The 15,324-nt window shown below is 66.5% G+C and carries 13 protein-coding genes; 3 read left to right on the top strand and 10 right to left on the bottom strand.

The genetic code is table 11. The annotated features are described in order from the left end of the window. Nucleotides 1-223 precede the first annotated feature (223 nt). The 6 genes from guaA to moeB all read right to left on the bottom strand — a co-directional run bounded on the left by guaA (nt 224) and on the right by moeB (nt 8,524). Complete coding sequence (guaA, locus tag V3B30_RS13910) at nt 224-1,789, bottom strand: glutamine-hydrolyzing GMP synthase (RefSeq protein ID WP_142234605.1); 1,566 nt, start codon at nt 1,787-1,789, stop codon at nt 224-226. Continuing rightward, nucleotides 1,786-2,265 carry a hypothetical protein gene (locus V3B30_RS13905; protein WP_315973638.1) on the bottom strand — a complete coding sequence of 160 codons (480 nt, stop codon included), beginning with the start codon at nt 2,263-2,265 and terminating at the stop codon, nt 1,786-1,788. The genes guaA and V3B30_RS13905 overlap by 4 nt, the downstream gene beginning before the upstream one ends. A gap of 107 nt (nt 2,266-2,372) precedes the next feature. Beyond that, nucleotides 2,373-3,830 carry an IMP dehydrogenase gene (gene guaB / locus V3B30_RS13900; protein WP_329809679.1) on the bottom strand — a complete coding sequence of 486 codons (1,458 nt, stop codon included), beginning with the start codon at nt 3,828-3,830 and terminating at the stop codon, nt 2,373-2,375. A 402-nt stretch (nt 3,831-4,232) separates the two neighbouring features. Next, nucleotides 4,233-5,111 carry a bifunctional methylenetetrahydrofolate dehydrogenase/methenyltetrahydrofolate cyclohydrolase FolD gene (gene folD, locus V3B30_RS13895; protein WP_014036908.1) on the bottom strand — a complete coding sequence of 293 codons (879 nt, stop codon included), beginning with the start codon at nt 5,109-5,111 and terminating at the stop codon, nt 4,233-4,235. Between the two features lie 166 nt (nt 5,112-5,277). Continuing rightward, a complete protein-coding gene (locus V3B30_RS13890) occupies nt 5,278-7,110 on the bottom strand; it encodes a monovalent cation:proton antiporter-2 (CPA2) family protein (RefSeq protein WP_262084173.1) in 1,833 nt (610 codons plus the stop codon). Between the two features lie 277 nt (nt 7,111-7,387). Continuing rightward, a complete protein-coding gene (gene moeB, locus V3B30_RS13885) occupies nt 7,388-8,524 on the bottom strand; it encodes a molybdopterin-synthase adenylyltransferase MoeB (protein ID WP_262084172.1) in 1,137 nt (378 codons plus the stop codon). An 89-nt stretch (nt 8,525-8,613) separates the two neighbouring features. Between moeB and V3B30_RS13880 the strand changes: the two genes are divergently transcribed. From V3B30_RS13880 to V3B30_RS13870, 3 genes are all read left to right on the top strand, one after another. Beyond that, entirely contained in the window at nt 8,614-9,429 is an 816-nt protein-coding gene (locus V3B30_RS13880; RefSeq protein ID WP_262084171.1) for an AraC family transcriptional regulator, read from the top strand. 74 nt (nt 9,430-9,503) lie between these two features. Then, nucleotides 9,504-10,139, top strand: a complete 636-nt coding sequence (locus V3B30_RS13875) for a LysE family translocator (RefSeq protein ID WP_262084170.1) — start codon at nt 9,504-9,506, stop codon at nt 10,137-10,139. A 94-nt stretch (nt 10,140-10,233) separates the two neighbouring features. Beyond that, nucleotides 10,234-11,016: a lysine transporter LysE gene (locus V3B30_RS13870; RefSeq protein ID WP_262084169.1), complete on the top strand. Its 783-nt coding sequence runs from the start codon at nt 10,234-10,236 to the stop codon at nt 11,014-11,016. Between the two features lie 92 nt (nt 11,017-11,108). Here the strand turns inward: V3B30_RS13870 and der are convergent, their stop codons facing one another. The 4 genes from der to V3B30_RS13850 all read right to left on the bottom strand — a co-directional run bounded on the left by der (nt 11,109) and on the right by V3B30_RS13850 (nt 15,308). After that, complete coding sequence (gene der, locus V3B30_RS13865; protein ID WP_014646861.1) at nt 11,109-12,506, bottom strand: ribosome biogenesis GTPase Der; 1,398 nt, start codon at nt 12,504-12,506, stop codon at nt 11,109-11,111. Nucleotides 12,507-12,523: 17 nt separating this feature from the next. Then, nucleotides 12,524-13,732 (bottom strand): outer membrane protein assembly factor BamB, encoded by a 1,209-nt coding sequence (gene bamB, locus V3B30_RS13860; protein WP_100472043.1) that lies wholly within the window; start codon nt 13,730-13,732, stop codon nt 12,524-12,526. Next, complete coding sequence (locus V3B30_RS13855) at nt 13,732-14,370, bottom strand: tetratricopeptide repeat protein (protein ID WP_100472042.1); 639 nt, start codon at nt 14,368-14,370, stop codon at nt 13,732-13,734. The genes bamB and V3B30_RS13855 overlap by 1 nt, the downstream gene beginning before the upstream one ends. Before the next feature lie 65 nt (nt 14,371-14,435). After that, a complete protein-coding gene (locus V3B30_RS13850; RefSeq protein ID WP_100472041.1) occupies nt 14,436-15,308 on the bottom strand; it encodes a RodZ domain-containing protein in 873 nt (290 codons plus the stop codon). Between the last annotated feature and the right edge of the window lie 16 nt (nt 15,309-15,324).

Raw genomic sequence — 15,324 nt, 5'->3', positions numbered from 1 at the left:
CCCTTGACTGACAAGCTCAGAAGAGTGCCTTGCCTTACTCCGGCCATAAAGCTCTCAAGGGCTACTCGCCGTCGGAACATGCACCAATCGTCAGTTCGGCACCTTCTGCCGAGAGCCGAGCTCCAAGGCAGGTAAACTCTCTGACCACGGCAGGACGTCAGTGATGCAATCGAGCGTATGTAGAAACAACAAGGGCGCCTCTCGGCGCCCTCGTTCTTTCAACTCATTCCCACTCAATCGTAGCCGGCGGCTTCCCCGAGATGTCATAAACCACCCTTGACACCCCCCGCAACTCATTGATGATGCGATTACTCACCGTCCCCAGGAACTCATACGGCAGATGCGCCCAATGCGCCGTCATGAAATCAATCGTCTCCACGGCCCTTAGCGCAATCACCCACTCATAAGCGCGCGCATCGCCCACCACACCCACCGACTTCACCGGCAGGAACACGGCAAACGCCTGGCTGGTCTTGTCGTAGAGGTCCGCCTTGCGCAGTTCGTCGATGAAAATGGCATCGGCTTTGGCCAGCAGCTCGGCGTATTCGCGCTTCACTTCGCCCAGGATACGCACGCCCAGGCCCGGGCCCGGGAACGGATGGCGGTACACCATGGTGCGCGGCAGGCCCAGCTCGACGCCCAAGCGGCGCACTTCGTCCTTGAACAACTCGCGCAGCGGCTCCACCAGGCCCAGCTTCATGTGCTCCGGCAGGCCGCCCACGTTGTGGTGGCTCTTGATCACATGCGCCTTGCCGGTCTTGCTGCCGGCCGACTCGATCACGTCCGGGTAGATGGTCCCCTGCGCCAGCCACTTGGCGTTCTTCAGCTTGTTCGACTCTTCGTCGAAGATCTCAACGAACAGGTTGCCGATGATCTTGCGCTTGGCTTCCGGGTCGCTCACGCCTTCCAGCGCCTTGAAGTAACGGTCGGCGGCATTCACGCGCACCACCTTTACGCCCATGTGCTCGGCGAACATCGCCATCACCTGGTCGCCTTCCTGCCAGCGCAGCAGGCCGGTATCCACGAACACGCAGGTCAGCTTCTCGCCGATGGCCTTGTGCAGCAGTGCGGCCACGACCGACGAATCGACGCCGCCGGACAGGCCCAGGATCACTTCGTCATCGCCCACCTGTTCGCGCACGCGGGCGATCTGGTCGTCGATGATGTTGGCGGCGGTCCACAGGGTCTGGCAGCCGCACACGTCCACCACGAAGCGGCGCAGCAGCGCCTGGCCCTGCAGGGTGTGGGTCACTTCCGGGTGGAACTGCACGCCGTACCAGCGCTTTTCTTCGTTGGCCATGGCAGCCACCGGAATGCGGTCGGTGGTGGCGGTAATGGTGAAGCCCGGCGGCGCAACGGAGACGTGGTCGCCGTGGCTCATCCAGACATTCAGCTTCGGCTCGCCGCCGTGGTCGCTCAGGCCCTTGAACAGCGCATCAGGGTTGATCACGTTCACTTCGGCATGGCCGAATTCGCGCTGGTCCGCCGCTTCGGTGGCACCGCCCAGCTGCGCGGCCAGGGTCTGCATGCCGTAGCAGATGCCGAAGATCGGCAGGCCGCTGTCGAACACTTCCTGCGGCGCGGCCGGGGCGCCCGGCAGCGTGGTCGATTCCGGGCCACCGGACAGGATGATGCCCTTGGCGCCGAACGCCGCGATCTCGGCCGGGTTGTGGTCCCACGCCCAGATTTCGCAGTAGACGCCCAGCTCGCGGATGCGGCGGGCGATCAGCTGCGTGTACTGCGCGCCGAAATCGAGGATGAGGATCTTGTCGTTATGGATATTGGTCATGGTGCCGTTCCAGTGGTGTTTTTCGCAGCGCCCGGCGCTTCAAGGCTCTGCGTCAGCGTGGCGATGAACGCCTCGCGTTGTTGAATATGTGAGGGGTCTTCCTCGTCCCAGCGCAGCATCAGCAGGCTGTGCGGTGTGTTGGGGTTGGAGCGGTCAGCGCGCGGCAGCTCGGCGATTTCCTGCACTTCGGTGCCGGGCACGATGCGCCGTTGCATGGCGTGCATCGGGTAACCGGAATCCACGGCGTTGCCCCAGAACGCGGACTGCGCGCTCATCCGTTTCGGCTCCAGCGGCCCGAGCTCGGCGGTGACCACAGGATCTTCAAGCCTGTCACCCAGATCGGTAACGCATCGCAGGATGACCTGCAGCGGGCGCTCGCCGGTGCCTTTCAGCAGCCAACGCTGCTCGCCAGCGGCCTGCACCTGCCAGCCCTTCGGCAGCGAGAACGCGTTCTGGCACGCCTGCACGTCCTGCAATTGCGAAACCGCCGCGCCCGGAGACCCGGAGCGCGGCGGCGGTTCGGACAACGAACAGCCTGCCATCAGCAGGCTGCCCGTAATCGCAAGAGCAGTTCGCAAGCGCATCAGGCGCGGTAGTTCGGCGGTTCCTTGGTGATCGTCACGTCGTGGACGTGGCTCTCACGCTGGCCGGCGCCGCTGATCTTCACGAACTTGGGCTTGGTGCGCATTTCGTCGATGGTGGCGCAGCCCACGTAGCCCATGGTGGCGCGCAGGCCGCCCATCAGCTGGTGGATGATGCCGCCCACCGGGCCGCGGTACGGCACGCGGCCTTCGATGCCTTCCGGCACCAGCTTGTCGGCGCTGGCGGCGTCCTGGAAGTAGCGGTCCTTCGACCCCTTCTCCATCGCAGCCAGCGAACCCATGCCGCGGTAGCTCTTGTACGAACGGCCCTGGTACAGCTCGGTCTCGCCCGGCGATTCCTCGGTACCGGCCAGCAGGCCGCCGACCATGATGGTCGAAGCACCTGCGGCCAGCGCCTTGCCGATGTCGCCCGAGTAGCGGATGCCACCGTCGGCGATCAGCGGGATGCGATCCTGCAGGGCTTCGGCCACCAGATCAATGGCGGTGACCTGCGGCACGCCGACGCCGGCGACAACGCGGGTGGTGCAGATCGAACCCGGGCCGATACCAACCTTCACTGCGTCCGCGCCGCTGTCCAGCAGCGCCAGTGCGGCTTCGCCGGTGCAGATGTTGCCACCGATGACCTGCACGTTCGGGAAGTCCTTCTTGACCCAGCTGACGCGGTCCAGAACGCCCTGCGAGTGGCCGTGCGCGGTATCAACCACGATCACGTCCACGCCGGCGGCGACCAGCGCTTCCACGCGGCGATCGGTATCGCCACCCACGCCGACGGCAGCGCCGACCAGCAGGCGGGTCGACAGATCCTTGGCAGCGTTCGGGAAGTCGGTGTTCTTCTGGATGTCCTTGACCGTGATCAGGCCACGCAGTTCGAACGAATCGTTGACCACCAGCACCTTTTCGATGCGGTTGCGGTGCAGCAGCTGCAGCACTTCGTCGGAGGCGGCGCCTTCCTTGACCGTGATCAGGCGATCCTTCTTGGTCATGATGTGGCGGACCGGATCGTCCAGCTCGGTCTCGAAGCGCATGTCGCGGTGGGTCACGATGCCGGCCAGCAGGCCGTCGCTGCCCACCACCGGCACGCCGGAGATGTTGTGCGCCTGGGTCAGGGCCAGCACGTCGCGGATGGTGGTTTCCGGGCCGACGGTGATCGGGTCGCGGATGACACCGGCCTCGAACTTCTTGACCTTGGCCACTTCCGCGGCCTGCTGTTCCAGGCTGAGATTCTTGTGGATGATGCCCATGCCGCCGAGCTGGGCCATGGCGATGGCCAGGCGGGCTTCGGTGACGGTATCCATGGCTGCGGACAGGATCGGAAGCTTCAGCTTCAGGTCGCGAGTCAACCGCGTTTCGAGGTTGACGTCCTTGGGCAGGATGGTCGAATGGGCGGGGACGAGCGAGACGTCGTCGTAAGTGAGTGCTTCAGCCTGGATGCGCAGCATCGGCATACCCGAGATGTGGGGAAGCGCGACATTTTACCCCTTTTTCGCGCCCTGTGGCAGGGGGTAGATGCGACGCAGTGTCGCGCGGGCGGTGATTGGTTCAGGGGAGGCTGCAACCTGCTCTCAGGGCCTGGAATCTGCCCTTGGTGGGTGCGGACCGTTGGTCCGCACTCTCCCTCAGACACCAGTGCCCCAGCAGGAGCCCCACCCCTCTGGCATTGTGCCGACCAACGGTCGGCACCCACCGTAAGAGGATCACTCGGGCCAGTCCTGGAACTGCCTTTGGTAGGTGCCAACCTTGGTTGGCACGATCCGTCCGGCACCGTTGCCCCAGATGGGCCGATGGCCCCGATGGATGTGTGCCAACCAAGGTTGGCACCTACCAGGAGCGGGCCGCTGCGGTCAGCTCAGCGCTTCCGCCGCTTCCAACGTGTTCTGCATCAACGTGGCCACGGTCATCGGGCCGACACCACCCGGCACCGGGGTGATCCAGCTCGCCCGCTGGGCGGCCGCCTCAAACCCGACGTCACCCACCAGCCGGCCGTCATCCAACCGGTTGATACCCACATCGATCACCACCGCGCCCGGCTTCACCCACTCGCCCGGCACGATGCCCGGGCGGCCCACCGCCACCACCAGGATGTCGGCGTTGCGCACGGCCTGTTCCAGCACGTCCTTGGGGGTGAACTTGTGGCAGCTGGTCACCGTGCAGCCGGCAATCAGCAGCTCCAGGCCCATCGGGCGGCCGACGTGGTTGCTGACGCCGACGATGGTGGCGTTGCGGCCACGCACCGGCTGGTCGGTGTGGCCCAGCAGGGTGGTGATGCCGCGCGGGGTGCACGGGCGCAGGCCGAACTCGCGCAGGGCCAGGTGGCCGACGTTTTCCGGGTGGAAACCGTCCACGTCCTTGCGCGGGTCGATGCGCTGGATCAGCCGGCGCGCGTCGGGGATTCCCGGCAGCGGCAGCTGGATCAGGATGCCGTTGATCTTCGGATCGGCGTTGAGCTGGTCGATCAGGTCGAGCAGCTCGGCTTCGGTGGTGCCGGCCGGCAGGTCGTAGTCATGTGCTTCGATGCCGACCTTCTCGGCGGCACGGCGCTTGTTGCGCACGTACACGGTCGAGGCCGGGTCGCCACCGACCAGCACCACGGCCAGGCCCGGGCGGCTGCCACCGGCGGCCACGCGGGCGTCGACGCGCACCTTCAGGCTGTCGAGCAGGTCCTCGGCGATACGGCGGCCATCAAGGATGCGGGCAGGAAGCTGGGGGGCGGAATCGGTCATCGGGAGCAGGCGTGGGGCGGCGGGGACGCTATTGTCCCTGATTCAGGCCCCCTCGCCCACCGCGGAATGGGGTCGGATCCCTTTGCCGCAGGCAACGGGCTCTGACCCCAATCTGGCAAAACGGGTCAGAACCCTTTCCTTCAGAAAGGGATCGGACCCGCACACCTCAGTCTTCCTCTTCCGGCACATCCTGCGGGTTCAGCGTCTTGCTCTCGCGCTTCGGCGCAGTGAACGGCGTCGGCGTCGGCACGCCCTGCGGGCTGTTGCCGTAGATCATCCGCGCGCCGGCATTCAGACCGCCACCAGCAATCTCCAGCTCGAAACGTTCGGCGTCGCGGCGACGGATCTGCTCGGCAATCTCCACCGCATCGTCCTCATCCGCACCCAGTTCCACCAGCGCGGCCTGGCCGAACAACACCGCCGACTCAAACGTCTCGCGGATCTGGAAGTCGACACCGGCATGGATCAACCGCAGCGAATGCTCGCGGTCGAACGAGCGCACCATCAACTTGGCCTGCGGGAATTCATGGGCCACCAGTTCCACGATACGGTCGGCCGCCTCGGCCTTGTCCACGCACACCGCAATCGCACGTGCGGTGGCAGCGCCCGAGGCATGCAGCACATCCAGGCGGGTGCCATCGCCGTAATAGATCTTGAAACCGAACCGCGCCGCGCTCTGGATCATCTCCACATCGTTGTCGATGATGGTCACGTCCACATCGCGCGCCAGCAGCGACTGGCTGGCGACCTGGCCGAAGCGGCCGAAGCCGATCAGCAGCACGCTGCCGGACAGGCCATCGGCCTCGTCCACGCCATCCATGTTCACCGTCGGCTTCGGCGCGATGCGCTTGTAGACCAGCACCACCAGCGGGGTCAACGCCATCGACAGCACCACCACGGCGGTGAAGTTGGCATTGATCTCCAGATTGATCACACCGGCCGATGCGGCGGCGGAGAACAGCACGAAGGCGAACTCGCCACCCTGCGCCATCAGTACGCCACGATCCAGCGCCTGCGCATGATCGCTGCCCATGATGCGCGCCACCACGTAGATGCACAGCGCCTTGGCTGCCATCAGCGCCAGCACCAGGCCGAGGATCAGCTGCCAGTGCGCAGCTACCACGCTCAGGTCCAGCGCCATGCCCACGCTGAGGAAGAACAGGCCGAGCAGGATGCCGCGGAACGGTTCGATGTCCGCCTCGATCTGGTGGCGGAAGGTCGACTCGCTCAGCAGCACGCCGGCCAGGAACGCGCCCATCGCCATCGACAGGCCGGACAGCTGCATCAGCAACGCCGCGCCCAGCACCACCAGCAGCGCGGCGGCGGTCATCACCTCGCGCGCCTTCGATTCGGCCAGTACGCGGAACAGCGGGTTGAGCAGGAAGCGGCCAACCAGCACCAGGCCGACGATGGCACCAACACCAATCGCCACCGACAGCCAGCGCGAACCCTCGCCCTCGGCACTGCCTGCGCTCGGGCCCATCCAGGCTACCAGCGCCAGCAACGGCACGATCAGCAGATCTTCGAACAGCAGGATGGAGACGATCTTCTGCCCCGACGGCAACGCGATGTCACCACGCTCGGCGAGCAGCTGCATCACCACCGCGGTGGAGGTGAGCACGAAGCCGGTAGCGCCGATGAAGGCCACCTGCCACGGCAACCCGAACAGCTTGGCGATGCTCGTCAGTACCACCGCACAGGTGACGATCTGCAGCGTGCCCAGCCCGAAGATTTCCTTGCGCAGGCTCCACAGGTGCGAGGGCCGCATTTCCAGCCCGATCACGAACAGGAACATCACCACGCCGAGCTCGGCGGTATGCAGGATCGCCTGCGGGTCGGAGAACCAGCCCAGCCCGAACGGTCCGATCGCCAGGCCGGCAGCGAAGTAGCCCAGCACCGAGCCCAGGCCGGCCCGGCGGAACAAAGGCACCATCACCACCGCCGCGCCCAACAGGGCCACGACCTTGACCAGCTCGCTGGTCGCTGCTTCTACCGCCATGCGGTGTTTTCCCCAAGATCCAGACTCGAGTTCAACAATAGAGCAATGCCGATGACGGCAATAGCACGCATGTTGCGCCGGATTGTCTTGGAGGTAGAACGATGTCCGGGGCAGACCCCAACATCATCCCGAAACCATGTACCCGCTTCGGTAGGTGACAACCATGCACCCGCTTCGTTGGGTGCCAACCATGCACCCGCTTCGGTAGGTGCCAACCTTGGTTGGCACAAGAGCGCCGATCAAGGTCGGCATCCACCAATGCACTCCCCGGCCGGGTTCACCCGCCCCGGCAAAACGCGGCGTAATCGATATACCCCGGGAACGGCACACCCGGCGCACACACCGGGCAGTGCGGGTCCGGCCGGATGCCGGTCTCGCGGAAGCGCATGCCCAGCGCATCGAAACGCAGCAGGCGCCCCACCAGCGGCTCACCGATGCCCAGCAGCAGCTTCAGCACCTCGGTGGCCTGCAGCACCCCGGCCAGACCGGGCAGCACACCCAGCACACCGGCCTCGGAGCAGTTCGGCGCGAACTCCGGCGGCGGCGGCTCCGGGAACAGGCAGCGGTAGCACGGCGCCACGCCACGCTGGCGGCCGGCGTCAAACACGCTTACCTGGCCGTCAAAGCGCTCGATGGCGGCATACACCAGTGGCTTAGCGTGCTTGATGCAGGCGTCGTTGAGCAGGTAGCGCAGCGGGAAGTTGTCCGACCCATCCAGCACCACGTCCACGCCCTCCAGCAACGCATCCACGTTCTCGGACGTGACCCGTTCCGGCACCGCCTCGACCTCGATCGACGGGTTCAGCGCCAGCAGCCGCTCGCGCGCCGAATCGACCTTGAGCTGGCCGACACTGGCTTCGGTATGCACGATCTGCCGGTGGAGGTTGCTGCGCTCCACCCGGTCGTGGTCGGCGAAGCGCAGGTGCCCTACCCCGGCGGCGGCCAGATAGAAACCAGCCGGCGCACCCAGCCCGCCCGCCCCCAGCACCAGCACGCGCGACTGCTGCAGCGTGCGCTGGCCCGCCTCACCCACCTGCGGCAGCAGCAAATGCCGCGAATAGCGATCAAAGAAGTCACGGTCGGCGGCGCTGGCCAGCGGCTGCACCAGCGGCAGCGACTGCTCGCGCCAGGCCACGGTACCGCCCGTCACGGAAGCGACGTGGGTGTAGCCGGCCTCCAGCAGGAACTGCGCGGCATCGGCCGAGCGTTTGCCGCTCTGGCAGATCAGCAGAATCTCTTGGTCGAGTCGCGGCAGATGCGCAACCGGGTCGGCCTGCAGCTCGCCCTTGGCCACGCCGCGCGCGCCCTCGGCCATGCCGCCGGCCCGTTCGTGCGCCTCGCGCACATCGATCAGCACGGCGCCATGGGCCAGGCGCTCGCGTGCCTGTGCGGGGGAAAGCTCGTGGATGCTCATGGCTGCATTATCGCGCAGACACACTCGACGCGCCTTGCCCCGAACATGGCACCATGCGGGCGTTGCCCCCTGCCTCCCGGAACCGCTGCATGCGCTCTGCCACCGAATTCTGGCGTGACCCGCGCATGCCCTTCGTCGAAAGCCGACGGGCGTGCGACAGCCGCGCCTGCCATCGCCCGCACAGCCACGACACCTTCTCGATCGGCGCCGTGGACGCTGGCAACAGCGTGTTCACCGGCGCGGTAGAAGGACCGCGCCTGCTGCAACCCGGCAATCTGGTCGGCGTACCCGCAGGCCGCGTGCATGCCTGCAACCCCCTGCCCGGCCAGGTCTGGAGCTACCAGATGCTGCACCTGGATGCGCGCTGGATGGCCGAGGTCCGCGCCGAGTATGACGGCCTGCCCGGACCCGATTGGCAGCAGGAACCCATCCGGATTTCCCACCATCGCCCGCGCTACCAGCAGTACTGCCAGCTCAACGAGACGCTGTTCTCCGGCGATCCGGTCAGCGTCAAGGAAGCGGCCCTGATCGCGTTCGTCGGCGATCTGGATGAGCACGATGGTGTAGCCGTCGCCGGCCCGCCTGAAGATGCCGCACTACAGCAGCGGGTGCAGCCGGTGATGGACGTTCTGCGCCAGCGGCTCGAACACACTCCGGCCCTGCAGGAGCTCGCATCGCTGGCAGGCATGAGCCGCTACCAGCTGATCCGCGCCTTCCGACGTGCCACGGGCCTGACCCCACACGCCTGGCAGATCGACCAGCGCATCCAGGAGGCCCGCCTACGGCTGTGCGAAGGGCAGGCGCTGGCCGTGGTCGCGCATGCGCTGGGCTTTGCCGACCAGAGTCATTTCCAGCGGGTCTTCAAGGCCCACGCCGGTGCGACCCCGGGCCAGTACCGGCGCTGAGCCTGCAATAACGTTCAATACCACCGCGCGGCACATCCTCACACTGGCGCCCCAGCCAGCCTCCGCCGGACCCGATGGAACAGTTTCTGGTCATCGCCACCGTACATTTTCTCGCCCTGCTATCACCCGGCCCCGATTTCTTCCTCGTTGCACGCACCGCGATCACCTCTGGCTGGCGCACCGCCAGCGGCGCCTGCGCAGGCATCGCCGTCGGCAACGGCGTCTTCATCGTGGCGGCCTTCACTGGGATGGCCATGCTGCGCGCGGGCAGCGCAGGGTTCATTGCGGTGCAGTTGGCGGGCTGCGGATTCCTGTTGTACCTCGGCACGCTGTTCCTGCGCCATGCGGGTTCGACGACGCTGCAGGCATCTGAAGCTGCCGCCGGATCGCCAGCGGGCGGTGCACATGGATGGTGGAAGGCGGCAGGGCTGGGCGCCCTGTCTGCGCTGCTGAACCCGAAGAATGCGCTGTTCTACGCAACGTTGGCGGCAATGCTCAACGGCCCGCAGGCCAGCGCCGCAACGAAATTCTTCTATGGCGCGTGGATGTTCGGCATCGTCCTGCTTTGGGATCTGCTGGTAGCCGCGCTGGTCGGCCACCCGTGGGTGCTGCGTCGGTTCGCACGCGCCCTGCCCTGGCTGGAGCGGGCCGCAGGGCTTCTGATGATCGCACTGGCGCTATGGATCGTCGTGTCGCTTTGGGCCGGCTGATGCCGGCGATTCGCGCCTGTCGCAACGGCGTTCAATACCGCGCGTTCACACCCGCCCACACTCTGCACTTTCTGTAGGTCAGCGGCAGGTTTACGTGCAGCAGTTCTTCATCGTCGCGGTGCTGTACGGTTTCGCCATGCTCCTGCCTGCTTCGCATCACGCGAAGATCCTGCGCACCGCGATGGGCGCGGGCGGGCACGCCGCCATGGCCGCGTCGTTCGGTATCGCCATCGGTACGGGCGTCATCTGTGCCACGGCTTTCATTGCAGCGGGCATGCTGGCAAACCGCGGCCTGTGGACGCTGGCGATGCAGTGCGCGGGCTGCCTCCTGCTGCTGCGCCTGGCGGGCATGTGCCTGCGCGACGCAGGCTTGACCCCTTTCTCTCCGCTTTCCCTGCAGATGCCTTGGGGCCTGCGCGCCCGCTCCCGTTGGCCGCACGCCGAAGCAGGATGCCTGCTGGCCCTCGCCAGCAGCAACAGTTGGATGCTGCAGTTCGCGATTGCAGCCCTGGTTACCGGCCTCGTCGCCGACTCTGGCGCCAAGGTTGCTTACGTGGCCTGCCTGAGTGGCGTCGCGCTGTCGCTCGGCCTGCTGATGGCGTGGCTCGGCAGCCAACCGCGCTGGGCACAGGGGTGTTGCCGACTCCTTCCATGGCTGGAGCATGCCGCGGGCCTGCTGATCGGGGCGGTGTCGGTGGCGTACCTGGCAGGTGCACTGGGTACGACCCTGGTCTGGGCAAGCATCACGGGGCAGGTGCAGCTGCCGGAATCGATCCCTGCCACACGCCAGGCGCAACCGGCTTCAACATCGCGGCGCGGCCGAGGCATGCCATGCGCGTTGCCGCATTGCCGCGCTCGTCGCAGCAGTTCGCCATGATCGAGATCTGTAGACGTGGGGTAGTGCCGGCCGGCCGCTGGCCGGCACTATCACAAACGAAAAAGGCGGCCCTGCGGTCGCCTCTTCCTGCATCACTTGCCCTTGACGTGCTTCATCAAGCGCCGCTTGGCCTTGACCTGCCGCTCGGTGAGGACATTCTTCTTGCCCTCGTACGGGTTGGTACCCTCGCGGAAGATGAAGCTCACCGGCGTGCCGATCAGCTTGAAGCGCTTGCGGAAGAAGTTCTCCAGGTAGCGCTTGTACGATTCCTGCAGCTCCTTCAGGCGCGTGCCGTGCACGATGAAGGTCGGCGGATTGGAACCGGCCGGGTGCACGTAGCGCAGCTTGGAGACATGGCCGCGGATGGTCGGCGGCGGGTTGGTCTCGTAGGCCACTTCCAGCGCCTTGTTCACTTCGCTGGTGGTGAAGGTCTTGTTCGCCGATTCGTGCGCGCGATGCACCGCACGGAACAGCTCGCGCAGGCCAGAGCCATGCTTGGCCGAGATGCGCACGGACTCGGCCCACGGCACGAAGCCCAGCTTCAGCGACAGCATGGTCTCGGCCTGCTCGCGCTGGTACTCGGTCAGGCCATCCCACTTGTTGATGGCGATCACCAGCGCACGGCCCGCGTCGAGCACGGCACCGAGCACGGTGGCGTCCTGGTCGGTCACGCCTTCGGTGGCGTCCAGCATCAGCACAGCCACCTGGCACTGCTCGATCGACTGCATGGTCTTGACCACCGAGAACTTCTCGACGACCTCGTCCACGCGCGAACGACGGCGCAGGCCGGCGGTGTCGATCAGGCGGTACTCGCGGCCGTCACGCTCCAGGTCCACCGCGATCGAGTCGCGGGTGGTGCCCGGCACGTCGGAGGCGATCATGCGCTCCTCGCCGAGGATGCGATTGACCAGGGTCGACTTGCCCACGTTCGGGCGGCCGACGAAAGCGATGCGGATGCGGTTCGGATCGTTGTCCAGCTCTTCGCCGCTGCCCTCTTCCGGTAGGCGCTGGATCACTTCATCCAGCAGGTCGTCCAGGCCCTGGCGATGCGCAGCGGAGACGGTCAGCATCTCGCCGAAGCCATAGCGGGCGAACTCCGAACGCACGGTGTCCTCGTCGGTGCCGTCGATCTTGTTGATCAACAGCAGCGTCGGGCGCGACAGCTTGCGCAGCCAGGCCAGGATCTCGTCGTCCATCGCCGAGGTACCCTCACGGGCGTCGACCACGAACAGGATCAGGTCGGCTTCCGCCGCAGCGGCACGGGCCTGGCGGGTGGTAGCCCCTGCCAGACCCTCTTCCTCTTCCGCGATACCGCCGGTGTCGACGACGAGGAAATGATTGTCCTCGTCCAGACGGCAGACACCGTAGTTGCGGTCGCGGGTGACGCCGGGCTGGTCATGGACCAGCGCGTCACGGGTGCGCGTAAGCGCATTGAAAATAGTCGACTTGCCGACATTCGGCCGTCCAACCAGGGCGACCAAAGGCAGCATCGCGATTACTCCAATTTTTAATTTGCCAACCGGAAGGCGGTCAGCTTGCCATCAACGTTCTGCACCAGCAGCACCCCGTCTGCGACGACCGGCTGGGCCAGCAGGGCGTCGCCGCCACTTTTTGCCCGTGCCGCCATCGCACCATCGGACGCCTGCAGCCAGTGCACGTATCCCTTGTAGTCGCCGACCACCACGTAGTCGCCGTGCAGCGCCGGGCCGGTCAGCGAACGACGCGCCAGCGCGGTCTGCGACCACATCGCCGCGCCGCTGGCCTTGTCCAGGCCGAACACGCCGCCCTTGTTGTCGGTGACGAACACATTGCCCGACGACACCGCAACGCCACCGGCACCGCCATGGTCGCGCGCCCACAGCGGGCGACCGGTCGGGCCTTCGATGGCCATGGTCTGGTTCTTGAAGCTGCTCACGTAGAGGGTGTTGCCCTCCAGCACCGGAGCGCCGTCGACGTCCGCCATGCGCTCCAGCTCGGTGCGGCCTTCGCCGTTGCCGAGGGTCTGTTCCCAAAGGGTGCGGCCATCCTGCTGGGCCAGGGCCGCAACCGCGCCCTCGTCCTTGCCGATGAACAGCACGCCCGGACCGGTCACCACGGGCGCGTTGCCGCGCACGGTCAGCGCCGGCAGTTCGCTCGGGTTGAACCACTTCTGGGTGCCGTTGCCGGCATCGAAGCCGGTGATGCGACCGTCGTTGCTGCGCACGTAGACCATGCCCTGGGCAACGGCCGGCGCGGCAATGACCTCACCCGGGACACGGGCACGCCACTTCTCGCTGCCATCGTTGATATCCAGGGCGATGACCTGGCCATCCAGCGTGCCGATCACGACCAGGTTCTCACCGACACCCGGGCCGCCGGACAGGCGCAGCTTGGCCTTCTTCTTTTCCTTCTTCGGCTCCCAGGTCCAGACCTTCTTGCCGGTCTGCAGGTCGATGGCGTGCACGCCACCGGTGATCGCCGCGGCGAACACGTGGCCGTTGGCCACTGCCGGACCCTGGCGCACGCCGATGCGGCGCTCGCCCTTGCCGAGGTTGACCGACCAGGCCTTGCTGACCTTCAGGGTGGGCTCGAACTTGACCAGCTCAGCCGGTTCCTGTGCTTTCTTCGCGGCCGCGTCCTTGCCGGCGAACCAGCCCTTCATGGTGCTGCAGCCGGTCAGGGCCATGCCCATCAGGAGCACGGTGGCGACGCGGGTGATCATGACCTTCTGACTCATCAAACCGACTCCGCAGGGGCGGCGACGGTGCCGCCGGCGTCCATAACCTTGGTTTCCAGCAGGCGCCGCTGCGGCGCTGCCACATCCAGCGTCTTCAGCGCCTTCTCGTACTGTGCACGGGCGTCGTCACGCTTGCCCTGCGCCATCAGCGCATCACCATGGATTTCCAGGCTGCTGCTGTCGGTGGCGCTGCCCAGCAGCTTGATCGCCTCGTCGCTCTTGCCGGTGGCCACCAGCAGGCGGGCCACACGCTGGTCGACCACGCGCTGCAGGTCGCCTTCGACCTTCACATTGCGCAGGGTAGCCAGTGCCTCTTCGTTCTTGCCGGCGTCGACCTGGGCCTTGGCCAGCTGCAGCGCCGCGAGGTCGCCGTAGATGCTGGACGGGCCGGCTTCGAGCGCCTTGACCGCCTTGGCGGCGTCGTCAAGCTTGTTCTGCTGCAGGCCCTGCAGGGCCTTCTGGTACTCGACATTGGCCGCAGCCATCTTGCCGCCCTGATCCTTCTGGTACCACTGCCAGCCGGCAATGGCACCGATGGCGATGACTACGCCACCGAGGATGCTGGCGCCATTCTTCCGCAGCCAGCTGCGGACGCGTTCACTTTGTTCGTGCTCGTCGAGCAGATCGTCGATCGCCATGCGTACTCTCGCCCCGCCCATCGGGAGGGACCATTGGGTTTAATCGAAGGTGGTGAAACCGCGCCTCAGTGCGAAACCGGGACTACGGAGCCTTCAGAGGATACCTGAAAGCGTGCCACGTTGGCTCGCTGGTAGGGGGTCAGATCGACGATAGCGCCGTTCTGCTGAACCTGGACCGCCGAGGCGTTGCCCAAGGTCACCCGGGTCACCTGGCCCGGCGTGAAGCTGCGGGTCTCGCCGGACTTGATCAGCGCCTTCTCGACAGTGCTGCCGTCCGGGCCGCCGATGTCGACCCAGCTGTCGCCGCTGAACTGCATTTCCAGCGCATTGCCGGAAGCCGCCGGGGCCGGCGCCGGGCGCGGCACCGGGGCCAGCGAGGCCACGTACGGGGTAGCCGCCGGCTTGTTGGCCGGGGCAGTGGTCGCTTCTGCCGGCGCGACAGCCTCGGCACCGGCCGCGGACGGGGCGACCGGCACGGCGGCCGGGATCACGTCCAACGAGGCGGTGCTCGGCGACGGGGTCGCGCTGTCGTCGAAATGGCCACGGGTGGCGAACCACACCGGCACCGCCAGCACTGCAGTGATGCCGACGTACAGCGCGCGCCGGCCGAGGTTCTCGGCGATGCGGCGCGCACGCGGGGTATGGGTATGGCTGACCAGGGTGGGCGGAACCACCGGGCCGACCTGGGCCTGTTCCAGCAGCTGGCCCACGTCCACGTCCAGCAGGCGCGCGTAGCTGCGCAGCTGGCCGCGCACGAATACCGGCGCCCCCAGCTTCTGCCATTGTTCCTCTTCCAGCGACTTGACCACCTGGACCGGCATGCGCAGGCGCGAGCCGACATCTTCGAGGGTCAGTCCGGCCGCTTCACGGGCCTGGCGCAGGCGGGTGCCGCAGCCGGCCGCAGTCTCGAGAGCGCTCACAGTCTGGTCATCAATCACAATGCATCAACCCTGG

It is taken from the genome of Stenotrophomonas sp. SMYL41 (assembly GCF_036319965.1).
Taxonomy (GTDB): Bacteria; Pseudomonadota; Gammaproteobacteria; order Xanthomonadales; family Xanthomonadaceae; genus Stenotrophomonas; species Stenotrophomonas maltophilia_R.
Note: the sequence above shows the minus strand (reverse complement) of the source record. Positions and strands in the feature narration are given on the sequence as shown.